Raw genomic sequence first — 23,065 nt, 5'->3', positions numbered from 1 at the left:
GCGGTCTGTCGCCCGCCCCGGCGATCCGGGATGCTCCTGAGGCATGAGCAGACCCGGCATCAACCTTCCCAAGCGACTGTGGACTTGGCCCGTGACGCTGGTGCTCGCCGCCGCCGTCCTCGGGCCCGGCGCACCGGCCGGCGCGGACGCCGACCGCAGCGGCCTGCCCGAGGCCATCGACACCGTCCTCGGCGATCCGCGCATGCAGGGCGGCATCGCGAGCGTGGTGGTCGCGGACGCGGCCAGTGGTGACGTCCTCTACAGCCATCTGCCCACCACCCGCCTCATGCCCGCCTCCAACACCAAACTCGCCACCTCCGCGGCCGCCATGGGGATCCTCGGCCCCGGACACCGGTTCACCACCGAGGTGCTGGAGAGCGGCAAGCGCATCGGCTCCACCCTCGTCGGCGACCTGTATCTGCGCGGCACCGGCGACCCGACCCTGCTGGCGAGCGACTACGACCGCCTCGCCGCCGACGTCGCCGCCTCCGGTGTCACCCGCGTCCAGGGGCGGCTCGTCGCCGACGACACCCGCTTCGACGACCAGCGCCTCGGGCGCTCCTGGGCCGCCGACGACGAATCCTCGTACTACTCCGCCCAGATCAGCGCCCTCAGCCTCGCCCCGGACACCGACTACGACACCGGCACGGTGACCGTCACCGTCCGGCCCGCAGCGCGGGCGGGCGACGCACCCGTCGTCACCGTCACGCCCCCGACGGACTACGTCGAGGTGAAGGTGACGGCCACCACGGTGGCCGCGGGCGGTCCCGACGACCTCACCGTCGAGCGCGAGCACGGCGGCAACACCATCACCGTCACCGGCACCACGCCCGTCGGCGGCTCCGGCGCGAAGGAGTGGGTGACCGTGTGGGAGCCCACCGGCTACGCCGCCGCCGTCTTCCGCGACGCGCTCGCCGCCCACGGCGTCCAGGTCACCGGCCCGACCCGGCCGGGCCGTCGGACGCCCGCCACCGCACGCCCGCTGGCGAGCCACGCCTCGATGCCGCTGAAGGACCTGCTCGTCCCGTTCATGAAGCTGTCCAACAACATGCACGCCGAGGCCCTCACCAAGGCCATGGGGTACGAGGTCTCCGGGCAGGGCACCTGGTCCGCGGGGCTCGCCGCGATCCGCGGCTACCTCAAGGGCGTCGGCGTCGACACCGCCCGGCTGCGGCAGGTCGACGGCTCGGGCCTGTCCCGGATGGACAACTTCCCCGCCGACCAGCTCGCCCGGCTGCTGCTCGGGGTGCGCGCCGAGCCCTGGTACGCCGACTGGCACCGCTCCCTGCCCGTCGCCTGCGACCCGGACCGGTTCACCGGCGGCACCCTGCGCACCCGGATGTGCAACACGCCCGCCGCGGGCAACGCCCGCGCCAAGACCGGCTCGCTGACCGGCGCGTCCGCCCTGTCCGGGTACGTCACCGCCGCGGACGGCCGGGAGCTGGTGTTCAGCATCGTGCTGAACAACTACCTCGCCTCCACGGTGAAGCCGCTGGAGGACGCCATCGTCGTCACCCTCGCCCGCTCCACCGCCGAACGGGCCACGGCACCCGCGACCGTCCGCTCCGGCACCGACCGCGACGGCGCGCTGGAGTGCACCTGGCGCAAACCGGCGCGCTGCTGACCGCGGCTAGGGGGCCCGCCGGGAGCTCGCCCGTACCGTCAGCCGTGGCCGCAGCGCGGTGGCCTGCGGTACGGGCGTCCCGGCGAGCCGTCTGACCAGCAGCTCCACCGCTCGGGTGCCGATCTCGGCGTACGGCAGCTCCACGCAGGTGACGGGCACCCGCGCCGACTCGGCCAGCTCGTCCGGGCAGATGGCGGCGACCGACAGATCCTCGGGCACCCGCAGCCCCAGCCCCTCGAACGCGTCGAGCAGCGGATCCAGTACGGCCTCGTTGTGCACCACGACGGCGGTCGGCACCGGCCGCTCGCGCAGCAGCTGCTCGGCGATCCGGCGGGCGGCGACCGGCGCCGCCTCGCACGGATGGACCCGCGAGGACATCCCGGCCCCGGCGGCGGCCGCGGTGAACCCCCGCAGCACGCGCTGCGCGTACGCCGTGCCCCGCGTGTAGACCTCCGGCGGCGAGCCGACCAGCGCCACGGACCGGTGGCCGAGCCGCGCCAGATGGTCCACGCAGATCTCCGCGGCGGCCCCGAAGTCCAGGTCGACACAGGTCAGTCCGGCCCGCTCGGCGGGGAACCCGATGAGCACCGAGGGCCGGTCCAGACAGCGCAGCAGCGGCAGCCGGGGGTCGTCGAGCTGTACGTCCATCACGATCAGGCCGTCGACCTGGCCCCGCTCCGCCGCCCGGCGCAGGCTCTCGTCGCCCTCCTCCCGAGTGAGCAGCAGGACGTCGTGGTCGTACCGGCGGGCGGCGGTCACCACCGACCCGGCGAAGCGCATCACCACCGGCAGCTGGACGCCCGCCCGCAGCGGCATCACCAGCGCCAGCACCTTGGCGGCGCCGTCGACGGGCAGCCGTGCGCCGGCGTACGGGCGGTAGCCCAGTTCCCTCACGGCCGCCTCCACGCGCCGCCGGGTCTCCGCGGAGATCGGGCGCTTGCCGCTGAGGGCGTAGGAGACCGTGCTGGGGGAGACGCCGGCGTGCCGCGCCACATCGGTGATCCTGACCATCGGTCCACCTCGCCCTGGGGCCGCCGCCCGCCTCGCCCGCCCGTACCCGTCGAAGCGCTTCGACAAGGGAAGGTAGGGGGTGGGTGGTGGGGCGTCAATGGGGCGGGGGGTAAAGGGAGTTGGGGTCGGCGGAGGCCGGAGGCCGGGGGCCGGCGGCGGGGCCGGTGGGGCGGCGGGGCCGGGGGCGGTGGGGGGTGGGGAGGGGGTCGGGCTGCCGGTGCCGGGGGTCGCGGCGGACAGGAGGAGGTCGGGCTGGCGGTGCCAGGGTCAGCGGCGGACGGGAAGGGGGTCAGCGGCGGACGGTCAGGGCGAGGGCCAGGGACAGCGCCGCCGCGGTGACCGGGATGCCGTAACCGGCCGCGACCGACAGGTGCTCGGCCGTCCAGCCGCCCAGGGCGCTGCCCGCGGCGATGCCGGCGAGGAGGCCGGTGACCGCCAGGGTCATGCCCTCGTTGAGGCGGCCCTCGGGGGTGCGCTCCTGGATGAGGGACATGCCCGTGATCATCGTCGGGGCGGTCGCCATCCCGGCCAGCAGCAGGGCACCGGCGAGCACCGGCAGGGAACCGGTCAGCTGGGCGGCGAGCAGCGGCAGGGTCATCAGGACCGTCATCGCGGCGATGGACCAGGGGTAGCGGCGCAGGGCCGGTCCGGCCGGCTTGAGCGCCCCGTACAGCAGGCCCGCCGCGCAGGAACCGGCCGCCTGGAGCCCGAGCACCACACCCGCCGCCGACCGGTGCCCCTGCGCGTCGGCGAACGCGATCGTGACGACCTCCATGGCGCCGAAGACCATGCCCATGGCGAGGCAGACGAGCAGCAGCGGCGGCAGTCCGGGGGAGCGCAGGGGGGAGGGGCCGGACGCGGCCGACGGCGAGGGCGGCGGCTCGGTGGAGCGCTGCGCGGTGAACACCACCATGCCGGTCAGCAGCAGCGCCCCGCCCACGAGCGTGCCCGCCTCCGGGAAGAGCGCCCCGCACAGGAACGCGGCGAGCACCGGGCCCAGCATGAAGCACAGCTCGTCGGCCGCCTGCTCGAAGGAGTTGGCCGTGTGCAGGGCCTGCGGATCGCCCTTGAGCAGGTGGTTCCAGCGGGCGCGGGCCAGGCCGCCGATGTTGGGGCAGGTCGCGGTGGCGGCGTACGCGGCGAACAGGGTCCAGTCGGGGGCGCCGTACCGCACGCACAGCACCAGGGCCAGCCCGCCCAGCACCGCGAGCAGCGTCGCGGGCAGGGCGACCCGCGCCTGGCCGTGCCGGTCGACGAGCCGCGCGGTCCACGGGGCGACCAGCGCGGTCGCCCCGAGACCGGTCGCGGTCACGGCCCCGGCGAGGGCGTAGCTGCCGCGCGCGTCGGCGATCATCATCACCGCGCTCACACCGAACATGCCCATGGGCAGGCGGGCGATGAGATTGCCGAGGGTGAACCCGCGGGCGCCGGGGCGGGCGAGGAGGCGGCGGTAGGGGCCGGGGGTGCGGGGAGCGCGGGGGCGGGCAGCGGGGGAGCGGGAACCGCGAGGGCGGGGCAGGCGAGGGCGGGTGGCGCCCGGGCGGGGGTCGGGACCGGCGGCGGTGCGGGTGTCGCCGGTGGGGGCGGGCGGTGGGGCGAGCGGTGGCTGGGTGGTGTCCTGGCGGGTGTCCGGCATGCCGACGAGCGTCGCGTGCGGTGGATCAAGAGGTCCAACACCTTTCCCGTACCCATTCACGCACCTGTGTTGTAGGTTCGCGGGATGCCTCCGTCCCACCTCGACCCCCGCCTCCTGCGCGGTTTCGTCGCCGTCGCCGAGGAGCTGCACTTCACACGGGCCGCGGCCCGGCTGTTTGTGGCCCAGCAGGCGCTCAGCAGGGACGTACGGCGGCTGGAACGGGAGCTGGGCGCGGAGCTGTTCCTGCGCACCACCCGGCAGGTGACGCTGACCGCCGACGGTGAGCGGCTGCTGCCGCACGCGCGGCGGGTCCTGCAGGCCCAGGACGACCTCGTGGCCGCGTTCGGGCAGCCGCGCCCGCTGCTGGTCGACTGCAACTCCACCGGGCTCGGCACTCCGCGCCGGGTGCTGGAGCGGGCCCGCGAGCTCGCCCCCGGCCAGGAGCTCATGGCCCGCTACGAGAGCGGGCTGACCGGCGCCGCGGTCGAGGTGGTCGCCGGGCGGCTGGACGCCTCCTTCGGCCGCTACGCCGGGCTCGCCCCGGCACTGCGGGCCGCGCTGGAGCACCAGCCGGTGCGCTATGAGCCCATGGCGGTGCTGCTCCCCGAGGACCACCGGCTCGCCGCACGCGCGCGCGTGCCGCTGGCCGAACTGGCCGGCGAGCAGGTGTACGCGGGCGCCGGGAACCCGCGGACACCGGAGTGGACGGACCTGGCCCGTCGCCTGTTCGAGGGACGCGGGATCGAGGTCGCGTCACCCCATCCGATGGCCGTCGGCAATGAGGAGTTCGGGCGGATCATGGCGAAAACGCGGACCCCTGTCCTCGCTGTGGTGGATTTTCCGGCCATGCCCGGTTCGGTGCGGCGCCCCCTGGTCGACCCGATCCCACTGTCGCCCATCTCACTGGTGTGGCGAAAAGGGCTGGTGCATCCGGCGCTGGACGCGCTGCGGGAGGCGGCTGCCCAGGTCGCGGCCGAGGAAGGGTGGCTCCGGCGACCGGAGGACGGATGGATTCCAGCCAACGACGCGAAGATCATGTCGGTTACGGAGTGACACACGGGAACCGGGGAACCTCCACGTGCGCTACATTCTTGGCCTGAGCACGGTGTGGTAAAGGGGGCGCTCGGATCGGGTGGGGGCTCGATTCCGGCCGACGGGTGCTCGGCGTCGTACGCGCACCCAGAACTGTCCCGTGGGGGGATGTGCGCGCGTGAACAACTGGCGAGAAGACGCCCAACCGGAGTGGCCCGAGGCCGCGTCCGGGACGTCGGCCGTTCCCTCTGCGGGCCTGGGCTCCCCGGTTCCCTCCGCCCCCTCCGCCGCCGAGACCCAGGTGCTGCCCGACACCGCCCTCGCGGGCTGGCGCGCCGCCGTGGCCGGCAGCGGGGCGGACACCGGAGCCGACGCCGACCGGACCGCCGTCCTGCCCCCGGCCGTACGGCCGCGCCGGTCGCCGGAGACCTCCGCCTCCCGCCCGCTGCCGCGCCGGGAAGCGGGGGGCGCGGGCATATCCGGGGCGGGGGCGGGCTTCGGGCGGCCTGGAGGCTTCGGTACGCCCGGTCCGGGGCCCGGCAGGCCCGGTGCCCCCGGTGCTCCCGTGCCGTCGGACCATCCCGCGCCCCAGCCCCCGCCGGCCCCCCAGCGCCCCCGCGGGCGCCACGCCGCCCCGGCACCTCACGACGACGTCGCGCCGGCCGCGTACGCCGCCCCCGCGCCGCCCGCGTATCCCACGGACGCCGAGACGACGACCGTGCTGCGAGCCTTCCGCGCCGCCGACGCCGACGCGACGGCCGTCCTCCCGCCCACGCAGGCCGACGCCGACGCGACCGCCTTCCTCCCGCCCACGCAGGCCGACGCCGAGGCGACCGCCCTCCTCCCGTCCGCCCCCCTCGCCCCCCGCGACCCCTGGGCGGAGGCCGGCGAGACCGGCGAGCCCGGTGAGTTCGGACAGGGCCCCGCGGCCGCCGCCTCCGAGCAGCAGCACGATCCGCACGAGGTCACGGTCCAGATGGACGCGGTGCAGCTCGGCGATGTGACGCTGCGCCCGGCGCACGGCGGTGCCGTCGGGCAGGACGGCTCCGACGGGCCGGTGTTCGTCGACGAGACGGGGCGCCGCAGCCGCCGATGGCGCCGGCTGGGCATGGCCGTGGCCCTCGCCTGCGCGGTGTACGCGGTCGTCATCGTCGCCACCCTCTTCTCCGGCAGCTCCGACGCCCCCTGGCTGCCCGTACCGGGCCAGAAGGGCGACAAGCCCGCCGGCCAGGTCGACACCCCGCCGCTGCCCACCGACGCGGGCGAGCCGTCGGGCGCCGACCCCTCCACGGCACCCGACGCCGACCCCACCGCCCCCGAGGGCACCGGGCCCGCGGCCCCCGGCGCCACCCCCGGCACCCAGGGCTCCGCGCCCGCCGCCCGGCAGCCCGGCGCCGACACCGACGCCGGAGCGGCCCCCGACCCGGCGTCCACCCGGACGAGCGACCCGCAGCCGCCCGCCCCCGACCCGACGCCGCCCGCCCCCGAGCCGACGGACCCGGCCACCGAGCCGGAGCCCGAGCCCTCGACGTCGAGCGAGGAACCGCCACCGGTCGACCCGCCGTCCGACACCGGTGGAGGCACCGGGGCCGGCGGAGGCAGCGGCACGTCCGCGAGCGGCCCGAACGCCTCCGACCCCGTGGCCGGGGAGCCGGGCGGCGACGAGCCGTCCACGCTCGCCGCGCCCTCCTCCGCTCAACCCTCCCCGTCCCCGGAGTACGTCCTCTGATGGCATCCCGCAAACGCCGCCACGGGCCCCCGCCCAAGGCCCAAGGCGGCTCCCGGCGCCCCCGTGTGCCCATGCGCCTGCTGCTTCCCGCGCTCGTCCTCGTCGCCCTGATGGCGATGCTGATGCTGCGCGGCTATGTGCACAGCGAGATCCTGGCCGACCACCGCGTCCGCCCCCCGGCCCCCTCCGACCAGGTGCCCGAGCGGGTCCTGAAGGGCGGCCCGGTCATCGACACCCGCGGCGGCCGGGCCGTCACCCTGGGCGTCCCGGACCACCGGCTGGTCCTCACCTTCGACGACGGCCCCGACCCGGAGTGGACGCCCAAGGTCCTGGACGTGCTGAAGAAGCACGACGCGCACGCCGTCTTCTTCGTCACCGGCACCATGACCTCGCGCCATCCCGACCTGGTCGAGCGGATGGTGGACGAGGGCCACGAGGTCGGCCTGCACACCTTCAACCACCCCGACCTGTCGTACCAGTCGAAGAAGCGCATCGACTGGGAGCTGTCGCAGAACCAGCTCGCCATCAGCGGCGCCGCCGGCATCCGCACCTCCCTGTTCCGGCCGCCGTACTCCTCCTTCTCCGCCGCCATGGACAACAAGTCCTGGCCGGTGACCGAGTACATCGGCCGGCGCGGCTACATCACCGTCGTCAACAACACCGACAGCGAGGACTGGCGCAAGCCCGGCGTCGACGAGATCATCCGGCGCGCCACCCCGAAGAACGGCGCCGGCGCGATCGTCCTGATGCACGACTCCGGTGGCGACCGCAGCCAGACGGTGGCCGCCCTGGACACGTTCCTGCCGCAGCTCAAGAGCGAGGGCTACAAGTTCCAGAACCTCACCGAGGCCCTCGGCGCGCCCAGCGCCCACTCACAGGTCACCGGCCTGGACCTGTGGAAGGGCAAGGCGTGGATCTTCCTCGTCCAGGCTTCCGAGAAGATCACCACCGGGCTCATGGCCGGCCTCGCCGTCATCGGCACCCTGGTCATCGGCCGGTTCCTGCTGATGCTGCTGCTCTCCGGCATCCACGCCCGCCGGGTGCGCCGCCGCGGCTTCCGCTGGGGGCCGCCGGTCACCGAACCGGTGTCGGTGCTGGTCCCGGCGTACAACGAGGCCAAGTGCATCGAGAACACCGTCCGTTCGCTGATGGCCAGTGAGCACCCCATCGAGGTCCTCGTCGTCGACGACGGCTCCTCCGACGGCACCGCCCGGATCGTGGAGGGACTTGGGCTGCCGAACGTCCGGGTGATCCGGCAGCTCAACGCGGGCAAGCCCGCCGCGCTCAACCGCGGTCTGGCCAACGCCCGGTACGACATCGTCGTCATGATGGACGGCGACACCGTCTTCGAACCGGCCACGGTCCGCGAACTCGTCCAGCCCTTCGGCGACCCGCGCGTCGGCGCGGTCGCGGGCAACGCGAAGGTGGGCAACCGGGACTCGCTGATCGGCGCCTGGCAGCACATCGAGTACGTGATGGGCTTCAACCTCGACCGCCGCATGTACGACGTGCTGCGCTGCATGCCCACCATCCCCGGCGCGGTCGGCGCGTTCCGCCGCTCCGCCCTGGAGCGGGTCGGCGGCATGAGCGACGACACGCTGGCCGAGGACACCGACATCACCATGGCGCTGCACCGCGACGGCTGGCGGGTCGTCTACGCCGAGAACGCCCGCGCCTGGACCGAGGCCCCCGAGACGGTCCAGCAGCTGTGGTCCCAGCGCTACCGCTGGTCCTACGGCACCATGCAGGCCATCTGGAAGCACCGCAAGGCGCTGGTGGAGCGGGGTCCCTCGGGCCGCTTCGGCCGGGTGGGCCTGCCCCTGGTGTCGCTGTTCATGGTGCTGGCGCCGCTGCTGGCACCGCTGATCGACGTCTTCCTGCTGTACGGCCTGGTCTTCGGGCCGACGCAGAAGACGATCCTGGCGTGGCTGGGCGTCCTGGCGATCCAGGCCGTCTGCGCGGCCTACGCCTTCCGGCTGGACCGGGAGCGGATGACCCATCTGATCTCGCTCCCGCTCCAGCAGATTCTCTATCGCCAGCTCATGTACGTCGTACTGCTCCAGTCCTGGATCACCGCCCTGACCGGCGGCCGGCTGCGCTGGCAGAAACTGCGCCGAACGGGTGTCGTGGAGGCACCCGGCGGCCCGGTACCGCGCCAGCGCGCGGCCGTTGGTGACGATCGGAGGCCGGTGGGATGACACAGGGACAGACGACGGGCGGCGTGGAGCCCACGCCGTCCTACGGGTCCGCGTATGAGGCGATGTACGGGGCGAACGGCGGGGCGTCGGGGACGTACGGGGCGAGCGGTGGCGCGTCGGGGACGTACGACGCGTACGGCGTCCCGCAGCAGCGGGTCAGCGACCCCGTGCCGGAGCCCGTCGCGCCGGAGCCTGCCGCACCGGAGCCGGCCGCCGCGCCGAAGCGGGCGCCGGGCCGTGACCGCTATCTGGATCTGCTGCGCTCCATAGCCCTGGTCCGGGTGGTCGTGTACCACCTGTTCGGCTGGGCGTGGCTGACGGTCCTGTTCCCGTCCATGGGCGTGATGTTCGCGCTGGCCGGTTCGCTGATGGCACGTTCGCTGAGCCGTCCCGCGTGGGGTGTGATCAAGGGGCGGGTGCGCCGGCTGCTGCCGCCGCTGTGGGCGTTCAGCGCGGTGGTGCTGGTGCTCATGTTCGCGAACGGCTGGAACCCGACGAAGAACACCGAGGACAGCCCCACCTGGGCGCTCCTGGAGCTGGTCAACTACATCGTCCCGATCGGGGCGCCGCCGTTCCCCTGGCACATCGGCTCCCAGTCGGGCCTGCTGGAGGACACCTGGGCGGTGCAGGCCGCGGGGCCGCTGTGGTACCTGCGCGCCTACCTGTGGTTCGTGGTGGCCTCGCCGCTGCTGCTGTGGGCGTTCCGGCGGCTGCCGTGGGCGACGCTGTTCGCGCCGCTGGCGCTGACGGCGGTCGTGGGCACCGGTCTGGTGAAGATCCCCGGCGAGACCGGCAACGCGGTCACCGACTTCGCGGTCTACGGCGGTTGCTGGGTGCTGGGCTTCGCCCATCAGGAGGGCCTGCTCAAGCAGATCCCGCGCTACATCGCCGTCTCCGTCTCCGGTCTGCTGATGGCCTTCGGCCTGTGGTGGGCCTCCGGCCACCTCGGCCCCGACGGCTGGGACCTCAACGACATCCCGCTGGCCCAGGCGACCTGGTCCTTCGGTTTCGTGGTGATCCTCCTGCAGTACTCCCCGTCCTGGCAGCAGCTCCCCGGCCGCCTCGCCAAGTGGGACAAGCTCGTCACCCTCTCCAACAACCGGGCGGTGACGATCTATCTGTGGCACAACATGCTGATCATGGCCACGGTCCCGATCCTCGACCCGATCTACGAGCTTCCGTTCATGGAGAGCGAACGCGCGGTCGCGGCGATGGACGCCACGTACATGCTCTGGATGTTCTGCCTGGTCTGGCCGCTCATCGGCCTCGCGATCCTCGCCGTCGGCTGGATCGAGGACCTGGCGGCCCAGCGCAGGCCGCGACTGTGGCCGAACGGGGCCTCCCGGCAGGCGGAGTCCCGGTCGTCCGGGGGTTCTCGGGGCTCCGGTCCCGGCACCTCCGCTCCCGAGGGCGCGGGTCCGGGCGGGCGCGGGCGGCGCCGCCGGGCGGCAGTCTGACCCGTTGACCCGTTGACCCGTTGACCCGTTGACCCGTTGACCCGTTGACCCGTTGACCCGTTGACCCGCTGGCACGAGGCCCGGCCCCGGTGGCCGGGCCTCGTCGTTCTCGCTGTGCGTTCCAGCCCCTTTCGAGAGGCGTCCCCGAGACTCTGTCTGTCCCCCGGCCGGGAGGTGGCCGAGGGGCCGGTTCCAGGGTCGGGTGCCCTGCCGAAGGCTTCCCGGATTGCTGCTGTGAACAGCGAGGCCGACGAGGAGCGGGTGGATGAACAAGCGGCACGTCCGCAAGACGCTGCGGGAGACGGGGAGCGGAGAGCCGGTCACCGCCGGCAGTGCCATGGCAGCCGTGAAGAGGCCCGCCCGGTTCGCCCACGTCGCCGGGCGGTTCGGGTACGTGTACGCGGACGTACGGCAGGGCGGCCGGCACGGTGCCGCACCGCCGCCGCTCGGGCCCGAGGCCGTGGAACCGCTCGAAGCGCGCATCAGGTCCGGGCCGTACGCCCGGCAGGGCCCCTACGTGCCCACCGGACCGTACGCCCGGCAGGGCCCCCACACGGCCCGGCCCTCGTCTCACCAGGCCCCCCACCCCCGGCGGAACCCCTGCCGGCTGCCACCCCCGCACTGACCGTCCGGGGACGCACCACCCGCGACCTCTCATCCGCCCACCGCGCCGGGTGAGAGCAAAGTTCCTTTCCGGTCACCCACAGCCACAGCCCGGAAACGCGCGCTTCCTACCTTCGTGATCAGCCACTCCCAGCGATATCTGAGCCCCGGAGCCCGTGGAGGCGTACATGTCAGCATCCGGTACCACCCCCTCTCCCCCTGCCACAGCCAGGGGCGGCCGCTGGATAGAGCGGTGGGACCCGGAGGACGAGGTCTTCTGGAAGGAGACGGGCGAGAAGGTCGCCCGGCGGAACCTGCTGTTCTCGGTGCTGTCCGAGCACATCGGGTTCTCGATCTGGACGCTGTGGTCGGTGATGGTGCTGTTCATGGGCCCGGAGTACGGGCTCACACCGGCCGACAAGTTCCTGCTCGTCTCCATGGCGACCCTCGTCGGCGCGATCGTCCGTGTCCCCTACACCTTCGCCGTCGCGATCTTCGGCGGCCGGAACTGGACGATCGTCTCGGCGAGCCTGCTGCTCGTCCCGGCGGTGGCCGCGTTCATCGTCATGGAGCCGGGGACCTCGTACTCGACGTTCCTGATCTGCGCGCTGCTCACCGGCGTCGGCGGCGGCAACTTCGCCTCCTCCATGACCAACATCAACGCCTTCTTCCCGCTCAGGAAGAAGGGGTGGGCGCTCGGCCTGAACGCGGGCGGCGGCAACATCGGCGTGCCGGTGATGCAGCTGATCGGCCTCGCCGTGATCGGCGCGAGCGGCGGCCCGCGGGTGCTGCTCGGGATCTACATCCCGCTGATCGTGATCGCCGCCGTGCTCGCCGCGATGTACATGGACAACCTCGCGACCATGAAGAACGACACCGGCGCGGCGAAGGACGCGGTGCGCGAGGGCCACACCTGGATCATGGCCTTCCTCTACATCGGCACCTTCGGCTCCTTCATCGGCTACAGCTTCGCCTTCGGGCTGGTGCTCCAGACGCAGTTCGGCCGTACGCCGCTCCAGGCCGCCTACGTCACCTTCATCGGCCCGCTGCTCGGCTCCCTGATCCGCCCCATCGGCGGCCGGCTCGCCGACCGCTACGGCGGCGCGAAGATCTCCCTGTGGAACTACGTGGCGATGGCCGCGGCCACCGGCGTGATCCTGCTGGCGAGCGAGCAGGAGTCGCTGCCGCTGTTCACGGTCGCCTTCATCGCCCTGTTCGTGCTGAGCGGGCTCGGCAACGGCTCGACGTTCAAGATGATCCCCGGCATCTTCCAGGCCAAGGCGCTCGCCCAGGGGCTGCGCGGCGAGGAGGCCGCGGCGTACGGGCGGCGGCTGTCCGGAGCGTCCATGGGCCTGATCGGCGCGATCGGCGCACTCGGTGGGCTCGGCATCAACCTCGCCTTCCGGCAGTCCTTCCAGACCACCGGCACCGGCACGGGCGCCTTCATCGCCTTCCTCGCCTTCTACGGCGTCTGCTTCGCGGTGACCTGGGCCGTATACCTTCGCCGACCGGCGTCCAAGCGGCCCGCCACGGCCGCCACGGAGGCGAAGCCCGAGCTCAGCTACGCCGAGGTGTGACGTAACACCGGCGCAATCAAGCCGAACCGAGCCTGTCACGCGCCGTTGACAGGCTCGACGGCATGTAGGTGAAAAGGGGTCATGAGACCCCGACGACTCGACGAGCCGCGGGACGAGTGTTATGTACGACGAACAGCAGTCACCGGAGCACGGACCCCTCGCCGGCTTCACCGTCGGCGTCACGGCCGCGCGTCGCGCCGAGGAGCTCGGGGCGCTGCTCCAGCGCCGCGGCGCCTCGGTCCTGCGCGCGCCCGCCCTGCGGATCGTGCCGCTGGCGGACGACGGGGAGCTGCTCGCCGCCACGAAGGACCTCATCGACCGGGTGCCGGACATCGTGGTGGCCACCACCGCGATCGGCTTCCGCGGCTGGATCGAGGCCGCCGACGGCTGGGGCCTCGGCGAGACGCTCCTGGACCGGCTGCGGGGCGTGGAACTGCTGGCCCGCGGCCCCAAGGTCAAGGGCGCGATCCGGGCGGCGGGCCTGACGGAGGAGTGGTCGCCCTCGTCGGAGTCCATGGCGGAGGTCCTCGACCGCCTCCTCGGGGAAGGCGTCGACGGCCGCCGTATCGCGGTCCAGCTGCACGGCGAGCCGCTGCCGGGGTTCGTGGAGGCGCTCAAGGAGGGCGGCGCGGAGGTCGTCGGCGTGCCGGTCTACCGCTGGATGCCGCCGGAGGACATCGCGCCGGTGGACCGCCTTCTCGACGCCACGGTCTCCCGCGGTGTGGACGCGGTCACCTTCACGAGCGCCCCGGCGGCGGCGTCGCTGCTGTCGAGGGCGGAGGAGCGGGGCCTGCTCGGGGAGTTCGTCTCGGCCCTGCACCACGACGTCCTGCCCGCCTGCGTGGGCCCGGTGACGGCACTGCCTCTGCAGGCCCACGGCATCGACACGGCCCAGCCCGACCGCTTCCGCCTCGGCCCCCTCGTCCAGCTCCTCTGCCAGGAACTCCCCGGCCGCGCCCGCTCGCTGCCCATCGCCGGCCACCAGGTCGAGATCCGCGGCCACGCGGTCCTCGTCGACGGCACCCTCCGCCCCGTCCCCCCGGCCGGCATGTCCCTGCTCCGCGCCCTCTCCCGCCGCCCCGGCTGGGTCGTCGCCCGCGCCGACCTCCTGCGCGCCCTCCCCGGCGCCGGCCGCGACGAACACGCCGTCGAAACAGCCATGGCCCGCCTCCGCACGGCCCTCGGCACCCCCAAGCTCATCCAGACGGTGGTCAAGCGGGGGTACCGCCTGGCACTGGACCCGGCGGCGGACGCGAAGTACGCGGACGCGTGAGGCGTACGTCAACCGAGTCCTTGTGTGATGACTGCCCTGCGGACAGGCGAAACCGACCGAGCTAGCGGTTGACCGCCTGGATCTCCTGGACGGTCACCGCCTGCTCCGCTCCGAAGGTGCCGTCAGGCAGGTCGCCTCCCGCGCCGCCGGTGCCGGTCCAGGTGATCTTCCAGGTGATCGTCGCCCTGAGCGGGTACGACCCGTCGCCCGAGGAGCGGAGGTACCGCACGCCGCAGGGCGGAGTCCGGTCGGCCTTGCCCCTGGCGTAGGGCTCGCCGATGCGACCGTCGACGATCTCGCACACCCCGGACGCCGGGTAGGTCTCGGCGTCCGGCGTACCAGGATCGAGTTCGAGGGATCGCGGCTCCGCCGTGGCGGTCGCTGCGATACCGAGCACCGGTACGGAAGCGGTGACCGAGACCGGCTCGAACTCCGCCGCGTCCAGCCAGGCCCACGTCGGGAGGTTGACCTTGGTGGTGCCCGCGGGGGCCAGGGTCACCTCGGTGCCGGGCACCCGGATCTCGGCGTAGGCCAGCTCGGCGAGGACCTCTGGAGTGACGGCGTTCTCGATGCCGGCGGGTGGGGCACTGCCCTCGTCCACCCAGAAGTAGTCCTCGTCGCAGGAGTCCCAGCCCGGCGGGTAGTCCTCGTTGACGTACGAGGCCCACCAATAACCCTTGCCCGTCTTGTGCTTGTTGAAGTCCTTGGAGTGATCCTTCTCGTCCACGTACTTCTTCCGCTGCTGGGCATCCCACTCATGCCCCGTGGACCCGGCCTCCCAGATCGGCTCGAGATACTTCTGGAGCTGCTCGGGTGTGTACTTCGGGGCGTACCAGCACGGTGGTGGCGTCCAGGAGGTGCTTGACGCCAGTGCGCCCGCAGCGTTGCCGCTGCCGTTCTTCGAACGGTCGAAGACGACGCCGCCGACGGTCACGGAGACGGTGCCGTCGTCGCCGGAGTCGGCACGTTGTTCCGTCCGACCGTCCGTACCGCCTCCGAATCCCTGGTCGGCATGAACGGGGCCCGCGCCGGCCAGTACCAGGGCCGTGAGTCCAGAGGTGAGAATCAGGCCGTCTCGCATCCTCAATGCCGGCACTTGGCGCTTCCCCTCTGCGAGTCGAGCCGCTCGGTGACCCAGACGCCCTTCTCGTTCTTGCGCAGGGTGCTGGCATAGATGACGTAGCTGTTCTTCGTCACCGGCGTGATGTCTGTCTTTCCGGTCTCCAGGAACTTGTTGAAGGCCTTGCTCTGGTCCTCGCAGTACACGAGGGCGGCCGTGCCGTCGTCCCGGACGGTCAGACTCTCGTCGTAGAACCGGCGCAGACCGGTTGTACGTGCCTTGTGGTCGACGAAGTCCTGAATGTACTGCTGGCTTCCAGCGGCAGCCGTGCCCTCGGAGTAGAAGCGGTACGCCGCGTGAAGCGGGTCCTGCTCCGCGATGGCCATGTCCACCGCCTTGATCCGCTGTTCGGCGTCGCTCAGCACGGCGTCCTTTTCCGGGTCGCCTGTCCTCGCCCACTCGAACTTGTACCTGACATCCGACGGCAACTCGATCGTCGGGCGGTCGACGGCTGCGGAGGCCGAGGCGGTCGGGGACGCCGACTCCTCGGTTCCGCGGTCCACGCCTGCGATCTTGTCATTGGCCTCGGGGCTGTCGTCACTACCGCCGCACGCGGACAGCGACAGGGCTGTGACGGCCGTCAGTGCGGCCGTGAACAAGGTGGGGCGGCGGTTCACGTTCAACTCCCGGTGGGGCGAGATGTTCACGAGCGACGCAACGTTATCGACGGTGAATGTGGTGACGCCAGGCGTCGTCGCGTCAAGAAGAGCGCACACCCCAGCCCCGGGCTCTGCCGACGTGTCCGTTCGGTTGAGCAGTCGGGAGGGGTACCCCCGGCCGGTGCGGGCGGGCACTGTGGAGGGTGACGGAAGGAGCGGCTCCCCGCCGCTCTCCCCCAACCGTGTTTCGACCGCTGGGCGGTGACGGCACATGGCAATGGCAGTACCGGGAATCCCGGCGGCCCCCTATGCGTTGCGCTTCGGCTCCGGTCGGGTCTGTCTGGATCTGCTGGCGACCGCGCATCCGATGGAACGGCTCGGTGAGGTCGAGGTGTTGCGGGCGTGGATCGCCGGGAGCGGACTCGTGCCGGCGGGGACGTCGCTGGCGCATGCCGAGGCGGGGTGGGTCGCGGGATTCCGGGAAGTGAGAGGTGTCGTCGGGGTGTTGGTCGACGCTCATCTCGCCGGCCGCCCTCCGCGAGACGGACCTCTCGCTCTGCTCAACGCCCTTGCCCGCCCCTCGCCTCCCGCCCCCAGCGCCGTACTCGCCGCCGACGGGACGCTCGTACCGACGCTGGAGGACCGACCGGAGTGCGCCGGGCTGATCGGGGCCGTCGCCCGTGACGCCGTGGAGTTGCTGACCGATCCCGTCGCGCGGGCGGCACTGCGGCGGTGCGCGGGGGACAACTGCCCCATCGTGTACGTCGACACGTCCCGCGGGCGCCGCAGGCGCTGGTGCTCCAGCGAGGTCTGCGGCAACCGCGAGCGCGTCGCACGGCACCGGCGCCGTGCCGCGGCGCTCACCAGGGCCTGAGGAGCCCCGTACCCGACTCCTCCGCCGGTGAAGAAAACGCGGGGGAAATGTGCGCCCATGTCCCCGCTCGTCTCCCCGCCCCGCAGAAAACTGTCCGCTCCCTTTGAACACCCGCCGCCCCCCGTCCGTACCCGTCGTCGAGCGACCGGCTGGGGGAGCCCAGTTGAAGCGGGGACACCGGAGGTGGGCGTGCGCAAGGATGCGGCCGTGGCCAAGGAACGTGGGGCGAGGGCCCGACATCGCATGTCCCAGCCCTCGGAGCCCGACGAGGAGCTGATGCGCGCGCTGTATCAGGAGCACGCCGGACCGCTCCTCGCCTACGTGCTGCGGCTGGTCGCGGGAGACCGGCAGCGGGCCGAGGACGTCGTGCAGGAGACACTCATCCGTGCCTGGAAGAACGCCGGTCAGCTCAATCGGGCGACCGGTTCGGTACGCCCCTGGCTGGTGACGGTCGCGCGCCGCATCGTCATCGACGGCCACCGCAGCCGGCAGGCCCGGCCGCAGGAGGTCGATCCGTCACCGCTGGAGGTCATCCCCGCGGAGGACGAGATCGACAAGGCGCTGTGGTTGATGACGTTGTCCGACGCTCTCGACGACCTGACGCCCGCACACCGGGAAGTGCTCGTCGAGACGTACTTCAAAGGGCGTACCGTCAATGAGGCGGCGCAGACCCTGGGCATACCGAGCGGCACCGTGCGGTCCCGGGTTTTCTACGCCCTGCGTTCGATGAAGCTGGCACTGGAGGAGCGGGGGGTGACGGCGTGATGAGCAACTACGGGGGATTCGGCCCGGACGGGACCGGACATCCTGGTCCCATGCAGGGATCACAGGGCCCGAACGAACACGAGACCGTCGGCGCCTACGCCCTCGGGATTCTCGACGACGCCGAAGCAACCGCTTTCGAGGCCCATCTGGCCACCTGTGAATGGTGTGCGCAGCAGCTCGACGAGCTGGCCGGGATGGAGCCGATGCTGGCGGCGCTCGCGGACCTGCCGGGCACGGGTACGCCCGCGATCGGGGAGTCGCTGTCCGCCCGGCCCAGCCCGCGGCTGGTGGAGCGGCTGGTCGACGAGGTCGCCGAGCGGCGCGCCCGCAAGCGCCGGCGCGGCTTCTATCTGGTCGCCGCCGCGGCCGCGCTGATCATCGGCGGGCCGGTCGTCGCCGTCGCCACCTCCGCCGGGGACACCGGCACCAAGGTCGAGGCGCATGCGTCGAGCCCCGCCAAGGAGGCGTTCGACGTCATACCCGACAAGCTCCGGGCCACCGACCCGGCCACCCGGGTCAGCGCCACCGTCGCGGTGGAGAAGAAGGCGTGGGGCACCCATGCCGTGCTGGAGCTGAAGAACGTCAAGGGCCCGCAGCGCTGCTCGCTGATCGCCGTCGGCAAGAACGGCGAGCGCGAGACGGTCACCTCCTGGTCCGTCCCCAACTGGGGCTACGGCATCCCGGACTCCGCCGCCGAGCAGGCCCGCCAGCCGCTGTACGTCCACGGCGGCGCCGCCTTCGCCCCCGACGAGATCGACCACTTCGAGGTGATGACCTTCGACGGCAAGCGGCTGGTGGAGGTGGATGCGTAGAGCGCCGTCGGCGGCCGGTACGACGTGACTGCCGTCGGCTGCCCGTGCCTGCCGTCGGCGGGGGGGGGGGGGGGGGACTGGTCGCCGGGGCGGGGGTCTGTGACTGGCGTCTGGGGCCGGGTCTGTGACTGAGGTCTGGGGCCGGGTCAGTGACTGGCGTCTGCGACATGCGCCTGCGGCTGGTGTCTGGTGACCGGTGCGGTGCCTGCTGCCGGGGCTTGTGGTTGGTGTCTGTGGTCGGTGTCTGTGACCGATGCCCGCGACCGGCGCCGGCGACTGGTGCTTTGTCACCGGCGCGTGCGGCTGGCGCCCACACCCCACACCCACACCCGCCGCCCCCGCCCGACGCCCCGGCCCGCGCCCCCCACCCGACCCCCACGCCGCGTGAACACCGCCCCCTCCCGCACACCCCCGGCACACCGCCCCCCGGCACACCCCCCCGCACACCGCCCCCACCCCCGGCGTTCCCGCAGGCACGGGCACTCGCCTTGCCCGGTCCCTTCGCGTACGGTTGACGGCTGCCCAGCACGTCAGAAGGGGGCCCGGTGGCCGCTCAGGCTCAACAGGAAAGCGCGGTCGGCACGGCCCCGGACTCGGTCCGGGACCGTGAGATCGGCGTCGAACAGGAACACCTGGACCGGGTGTACCGACGTCTTGAGGAGAAGATCCACGAGGCGGAGTTCCTCATGCACGACGCGGCCAAGCGCGGCCAGGTCGGCACGCCCGGCGCGCTCGCCGAGCGGGACGCCCAGGTGTTCCGGGCGGGCGTCCATCTGAACCGGCTCAACAACGAGTTCGAGGACTTCCTCTTCGGGCGGATCGACCTGCTGCTCGGCAAGGACGGGAAGAAGGGCCCCGACGGCGCGTACACCGCCGTGGAGCCCGCCGAGGGCGCCGTACGGGAGGACAACACCGCCGACATCGCCGAGACCCTGCACATCGGGCGGATCGGCGTGCTCGACGCGGACTACTCGCCGCTGGTGATCGACTGGCGGGCCCCCGCCGCGGCCCCCTTCTACCGGTCCACCCCGGTCGATCCGGGCCGGGTGGTCCGCCGCCGGGTCATCCGCTCCAAGGGGCGCCGCGTCCTCGGCGTCGAGGACGACCTCATGCGCCCCGAGCTGACGGCGTTCCTGGACGGCCGCGAGCTGCCCGTCATCGGCGACGGCGCCCTGATGGCCGCCCTCGGGCAGGCCCGCAGCCACACCATGCGGGACATCGTGGCGTCCATCCAGGCCGAGCAGGACCTGGTGATCCGCGCCCCCGCCGCGTCCGTGACGTACGTCGAGGGCGGGCCCGGCACCGGCAAGACCGCCGTCGCCCTGCACCGCGCCGCCTACCTCCTCTACCAGGACCGGCGCCGGTACGCGGGCGGCATCCTCATCGTCTCGCCCACCCCGCTGCTGGTCGCCTATACCGAGGGCGTGCTGCCCTCCCTGGGCGAGGAGGGGCAGGTCGCCATCCGGGCGATCGGCTCGCTCGTCGACGGCGCCGAGGCCACGCTGTACGACTCCCCGGCCACGGCCCGCGCCAAGGGCTCGTACCGCATGCTCAAGGTGCTCAGGAAGGCCGCCCGCGGAGCTCTGGAGCTGAACGATTCGCCAGACCGGCTCAGGGTCGTCGCCTTCGGCCGCCGGCTGGAGCTGGAGGCCGCCGAGCTGGACCGCATCCGGCGCAACGCGCTGGGCGGCACGGCACCGGTCAACCTCCTGCGCCCCCGCGCCCGCAAGCTGCTCCTGGACGCCCTGTGGGAGCGGTCCGGCGGCGCGTCCCGGCACACCGACCCGGAGCTGGCCGCGGAGCTGCGCTCCTCCTTCGACGAGGACGTCATGAGCGAGGACTCCTTCACGGGGTTCCTCGACGCCTGGTGGCCCGAACTGACCCCGCAGGGCGTTTTGAGGGCCATGGCCGACGAGCGGCGCCTCGGCCGCTGGGCCCGCCGGATCCTCAACCCCGGCGAGGTCCGCAAGGTCGCCCGCTCCCTCAGACGGGACGGCCTCACCGTGCACGACATCGCCATGCTCGACGAGCTCCAGGCGATCCTCGGCGCCCCCGCCCGTCCGAAAAAGAAGCGCGAGCTCGACCCGCTGGACCAGCTCACCGGCCTGGAGGAGCTGATGCCGGTGCGCGAGGAGTCGCAGCGCGAGCGCGCCGAGCGGCTCGCCCAGGAGCGCACCGAGTACGCGCACGTCATCGTCGACGAGGCCCAGGACCTCACCCCGATGCAGTGGCGCATGGTCGGCCGCCGCGGCCGGCACGCCACCTGGACGGTCGTCGGCGACCCGGCCCAGTCCTCCTGGTCCGACCCGGACGAGGCCGCCGAGGCCCGCGACGAGGCCCTCGGCACCCGCCCGCGCCGCCGCTTCGAGCTGACCGTGAACTACCGCAACCCCGCGGAGATCGCCGAGCTCGCCGCCAAGGTGCTGGCCCTGGCCATGCCGGGCGCGAAGGCCCCGTCCGCCGTGCGCTCCACCGGCGTCGTGCCGCGCTTCGCGGTCGTGGGCGAGTCCCTGGGCGCCACCGTGCGCGCGGAGGCCGAGCGGCTGCTCGGACAGGTCGACGGCACCGTCGGCGTCGTCGTCGCGATGAACCGGCGCGAGGAGGCGCGGCGCTGGCTCGACGGGCTCGGCGACCGGGTGGTGGCGCTCGGCAGCCTGGAGGCCAAGGGACTGGAGTACGACGCGACGGTCGTCGTCTCCCCGGCGGAGATCGCGGACGAGTCCCCGGCCGGTCTGCGGGTGCTCTACGTCGCCCTGACCCGGGCGACCCAGCAGCTCACCGTGGTGTCGGGGGAGCGGGACGAGCCGGACGGGGCGGGGGTGCCGGACCTGCTGCGGGACTGAGGCGACGCGGGTGTCCGGGAGAACCTTCCGCGAACGGGAATGGCCCCGAGGGATCCGTTTGTTAGCCTTGTCGTGACACCGGCTCGATCCAAGCCCCCGGGCCCAACCTTCGTCCCTCAGAGGGACCACTTGCCGCGAGGCGAGCATGGCGGGTCGGTGTCATGAACGTGAGAGAGGCCCACGTCCGATGTGACGTGGGCCTCTTTTCTTGCCAAGGGTGGCTGATCGATTCTCGTATCGTGGAAGATGTTTTCCGAAAGCCTTCGGTGTGTTCACGCCACCCTGTGAACAAAACGTCCGCAACCCAGCGCGGCTACCACGTACTCGGCGGTAGGTGCGACGATCGGACGGCACAACTTCGCGACACGGTGAAAGCAGAGGAAGTCGGCCATGGCAACGGCGCCCAGCGTCTCCTACTCGATGACGATCCGGCTGGAGGTGCCCGCGAGCGGAACCGCCGTATCGCAGCTCACCACCGCCGTGGAGTCCTCCGGAGGCTCGGTGACCGGCCTCGACGTCACCGCGTCCGGTCACGAGAAGCTCCGTATCGACGTCACCATCGCGGCCACCTCCACCGCGCACGCGGACGAGATCGTCCAGAAGCTGCGCGGCATCGAGGGCGTCACGCTCGGCAAGGTCTCCGACCGTACGTTCCTGATGCACCTCGGCGGCAAGATCGAGATGGCGTCCAAGCACCCCATCCGCAACCGTGACGACCTCTCCATGGTCTACACGCCGGGCGTGGCCCGCGTCTGCATGGCGATCGCCGAGAACCCCGAGGACGCCCGCCGGCTGACCATCAAGCGCAACTCCGTTGCGGTCGTGACGGACGGCTCCGCCGTGCTGGGCCTGGGCAACATCGGCCCCAAGGCCGCGCTGCCGGTCATGGAGGGCAAGGCGGCCCTGTTCAAGCGGTTCGCCGGCATCGACGCCTGGCCGATCTGCCTGGACACCCAGGACACCGACGCGATCGTCGAGATCGTCAAGGCCATCGCGCCGGGCTTCGCGGGCATCAACCTGGAGGACATCTCCGCGCCCCGCTGCTTCGAGATCGAGGCCCGGCTGCGCGAGGCCCTGGACATCCCCGTCTTCCACGACGACCAGCACGGCACCGCCATCGTGGTCCTCGCGGCCCTGACGAACGCCCTGCGGGTCACCGGCAAGGCCATCGAGAACATCCGGGTGGTCATGTCCGGCGCCGGCGCCGCCGGCACCGCCATCCTCAAGCTGCTGCTGGCCGCCGGCGTCAAGAGCGCCGTCGTCGCCGACATCCACGGCGTCGTGCACGCCGGCCGCGCCGACCTGGTGGACGCCCCGGCCGACTCGCCGCTGCGCTGGATCGCCGACAACACCAACCACGAGGGCCTCACCGGCACCCTCAAGGAGGCCGTGCGCGGCGCCGACGTCTTCATCGGCGTCTCCGCCCCCAACGTCCTCGACGGCGACGACGTGGCCGCCATGGCCGCCGACGCCATCGTGTTCGCGCTCGCGAACCCCGACCCCGAGGTGGACCCGGCGATCGCCCGCCAGACCGCCGCCGTGGTGGCCACCGGCCGCTCCGACTTCCCGAACCAGATCAACAACGTGCTGGTCTTCCCGGGTGTCTTCCGCGGCCTCCTGGACGCCCAGTCCCGCACGGTCAACACCGAGATGATGCTGGCCGCCGCGAAGGCGCTGGCGGACGTGGTGACCGAGGACGAGCTGAACCCGAACTACATCATTCCGTCCGTCTTCAACGACAAGGTCGCGGGCGCCGTCGCCGGTGCGGTGCGCGAGGCCGCGAAGGCGGCCGGCGAGGCGCAGCACGCCTGAGCCGCCGCCGTCTCCGACTGTGAATATCGCCACGGGCGCCCCTCGGCGCGTCGTGGAACCGGGCCCGGCCGAACTGCCTCTATGGTGTCGGCCAGGCTCC

At 72.7% G+C, this 23,065-nt stretch carries 17 protein-coding genes; 13 read left to right on the top strand and 4 right to left on the bottom strand.

The window, feature by feature from the left end; all coding sequences use genetic code 11:
• Nucleotides 1-43 precede the first annotated feature (43 nt).
• Nucleotides 44-1,624, top strand: coding sequence for a D-alanyl-D-alanine carboxypeptidase/D-alanyl-D-alanine endopeptidase (gene dacB, locus ACSU6M_RS13410; RefSeq protein ID WP_437069857.1), 1,581 nt, complete (start codon nt 44-46; stop codon nt 1,622-1,624).
• A 6-nt stretch (nt 1,625-1,630) separates the two neighbouring features.
• Here the strand turns inward: dacB and ACSU6M_RS13405 are convergent, their stop codons facing one another.
• Nucleotides 1,631-2,635: a LacI family DNA-binding transcriptional regulator gene (locus tag ACSU6M_RS13405; protein WP_437069855.1), complete on the bottom strand. Its 1,005-nt coding sequence runs from the start codon at nt 2,633-2,635 to the stop codon at nt 1,631-1,633.
• A 289-nt stretch (nt 2,636-2,924) separates the two neighbouring features.
• Entirely contained in the window at nt 2,925-4,271 is a 1,347-nt protein-coding gene (locus tag ACSU6M_RS13400; protein ID WP_437069853.1) for an MFS transporter, read from the bottom strand.
• Nucleotides 4,272-4,355: 84 nt separating this feature from the next.
• Here ACSU6M_RS13400 and ACSU6M_RS13395 point away from each other — a divergent pair, with 84 nt between their 5' ends.
• The 7 genes from ACSU6M_RS13395 to ACSU6M_RS13365 all read left to right on the top strand — a co-directional run bounded on the left by ACSU6M_RS13395 (nt 4,356) and on the right by ACSU6M_RS13365 (nt 14,140).
• The gene (locus tag ACSU6M_RS13395) at nt 4,356-5,324 is read left to right on the top strand and encodes a LysR family transcriptional regulator (RefSeq protein ID WP_437069852.1); all 969 of its coding nucleotides are present in this window, start codon (nt 4,356-4,358) and stop codon (nt 5,322-5,324) included.
• 157 nt (nt 5,325-5,481) lie between these two features.
• Nucleotides 5,482-7,032, top strand: coding sequence for a hypothetical protein (locus ACSU6M_RS13390; RefSeq protein WP_437069850.1), 1,551 nt, complete (start codon nt 5,482-5,484; stop codon nt 7,030-7,032).
• On the top strand, nt 7,032-9,230 hold the full coding sequence (locus ACSU6M_RS13385) for a glycosyltransferase (protein ID WP_437069848.1): 2,199 nt from the start codon (nt 7,032-7,034) through the stop codon (nt 9,228-9,230). Before ACSU6M_RS13390 ends, ACSU6M_RS13385 begins: the two co-directional genes overlap by 1 nt.
• Nucleotides 9,227-10,687, top strand: a complete 1,461-nt coding sequence (locus tag ACSU6M_RS13380; protein ID WP_437069847.1) for an acyltransferase family protein — start codon at nt 9,227-9,229, stop codon at nt 10,685-10,687. Before ACSU6M_RS13385 ends, ACSU6M_RS13380 begins: the two co-directional genes overlap by 4 nt.
• 265 nt (nt 10,688-10,952) lie before the next feature.
• Nucleotides 10,953-11,312, top strand: coding sequence for a hypothetical protein (locus ACSU6M_RS13375; protein ID WP_437069845.1), 360 nt, complete (start codon nt 10,953-10,955; stop codon nt 11,310-11,312).
• Nucleotides 11,313-11,478: 166 nt separating this feature from the next.
• Nucleotides 11,479-12,867 carry a nitrate/nitrite transporter gene (locus ACSU6M_RS13370; RefSeq protein ID WP_437069844.1) on the top strand — a complete coding sequence of 463 codons (1,389 nt, stop codon included), beginning with the start codon at nt 11,479-11,481 and terminating at the stop codon, nt 12,865-12,867.
• Nucleotides 12,868-12,988: 121 nt separating this feature from the next.
• On the top strand, nt 12,989-14,140 hold the full coding sequence (locus tag ACSU6M_RS13365) for a uroporphyrinogen-III synthase (RefSeq protein ID WP_437069842.1): 1,152 nt from the start codon (nt 12,989-12,991) through the stop codon (nt 14,138-14,140).
• Between the two features lie 61 nt (nt 14,141-14,201).
• On the opposite strand, the gene ACSU6M_RS13360 is transcribed toward ACSU6M_RS13365, so the two are convergent.
• Entirely contained in the window at nt 14,202-15,236 is a 1,035-nt protein-coding gene (locus ACSU6M_RS13360; protein ID WP_437069841.1) for a hypothetical protein, read from the bottom strand.
• Nucleotides 15,224-16,054 carry a hypothetical protein gene (locus ACSU6M_RS13355; RefSeq protein WP_437069839.1) on the bottom strand — a complete coding sequence of 277 codons (831 nt, stop codon included), beginning with the start codon at nt 16,052-16,054 and terminating at the stop codon, nt 15,224-15,226. The genes ACSU6M_RS13360 and ACSU6M_RS13355 overlap by 13 nt, the downstream gene beginning before the upstream one ends.
• Nucleotides 16,055-16,136: 82 nt before the next feature.
• Here ACSU6M_RS13355 and ACSU6M_RS13350 point away from each other — a divergent pair, with 82 nt between their 5' ends.
• The 5 genes from ACSU6M_RS13350 to ACSU6M_RS13330 all read left to right on the top strand — a co-directional run bounded on the left by ACSU6M_RS13350 (nt 16,137) and on the right by ACSU6M_RS13330 (nt 22,965).
• Nucleotides 16,137-16,733: a CGNR zinc finger domain-containing protein gene (locus ACSU6M_RS13350; RefSeq protein WP_437075118.1), complete on the top strand. Its 597-nt coding sequence runs from the start codon at nt 16,137-16,139 to the stop codon at nt 16,731-16,733.
• Nucleotides 16,734-16,916: 183 nt separating this feature from the next.
• The gene (locus tag ACSU6M_RS13345; protein ID WP_437069837.1) at nt 16,917-17,498 is read left to right on the top strand and encodes a sigma-70 family RNA polymerase sigma factor; all 582 of its coding nucleotides are present in this window, start codon (nt 16,917-16,919) and stop codon (nt 17,496-17,498) included.
• Complete coding sequence (locus ACSU6M_RS13340; protein WP_437069835.1) at nt 17,498-18,310, top strand: anti-sigma factor family protein; 813 nt, start codon at nt 17,498-17,500, stop codon at nt 18,308-18,310. Before ACSU6M_RS13345 ends, ACSU6M_RS13340 begins: the two co-directional genes overlap by 1 nt.
• Before the next feature lie 545 nt (nt 18,311-18,855).
• On the top strand, nt 18,856-21,153 hold the full coding sequence (locus tag ACSU6M_RS13335; protein WP_437069834.1) for a HelD family protein: 2,298 nt from the start codon (nt 18,856-18,858) through the stop codon (nt 21,151-21,153).
• 390 nt (nt 21,154-21,543) lie between these two features.
• Nucleotides 21,544-22,965, top strand: a complete 1,422-nt coding sequence (locus ACSU6M_RS13330) for an NAD-dependent malic enzyme (RefSeq protein ID WP_437069832.1) — start codon at nt 21,544-21,546, stop codon at nt 22,963-22,965.
• Nucleotides 22,966-23,065: the final 100 nt, after the last annotated feature.

This window comes from Streptomyces sp. enrichment culture, from assembly GCF_964272895.1.
Taxonomy (GTDB): Bacteria; Actinomycetota; Actinomycetes; order Streptomycetales; family Streptomycetaceae; genus Streptomyces.
This window is presented reverse-complemented; position numbering and strand designations above follow the sequence as displayed.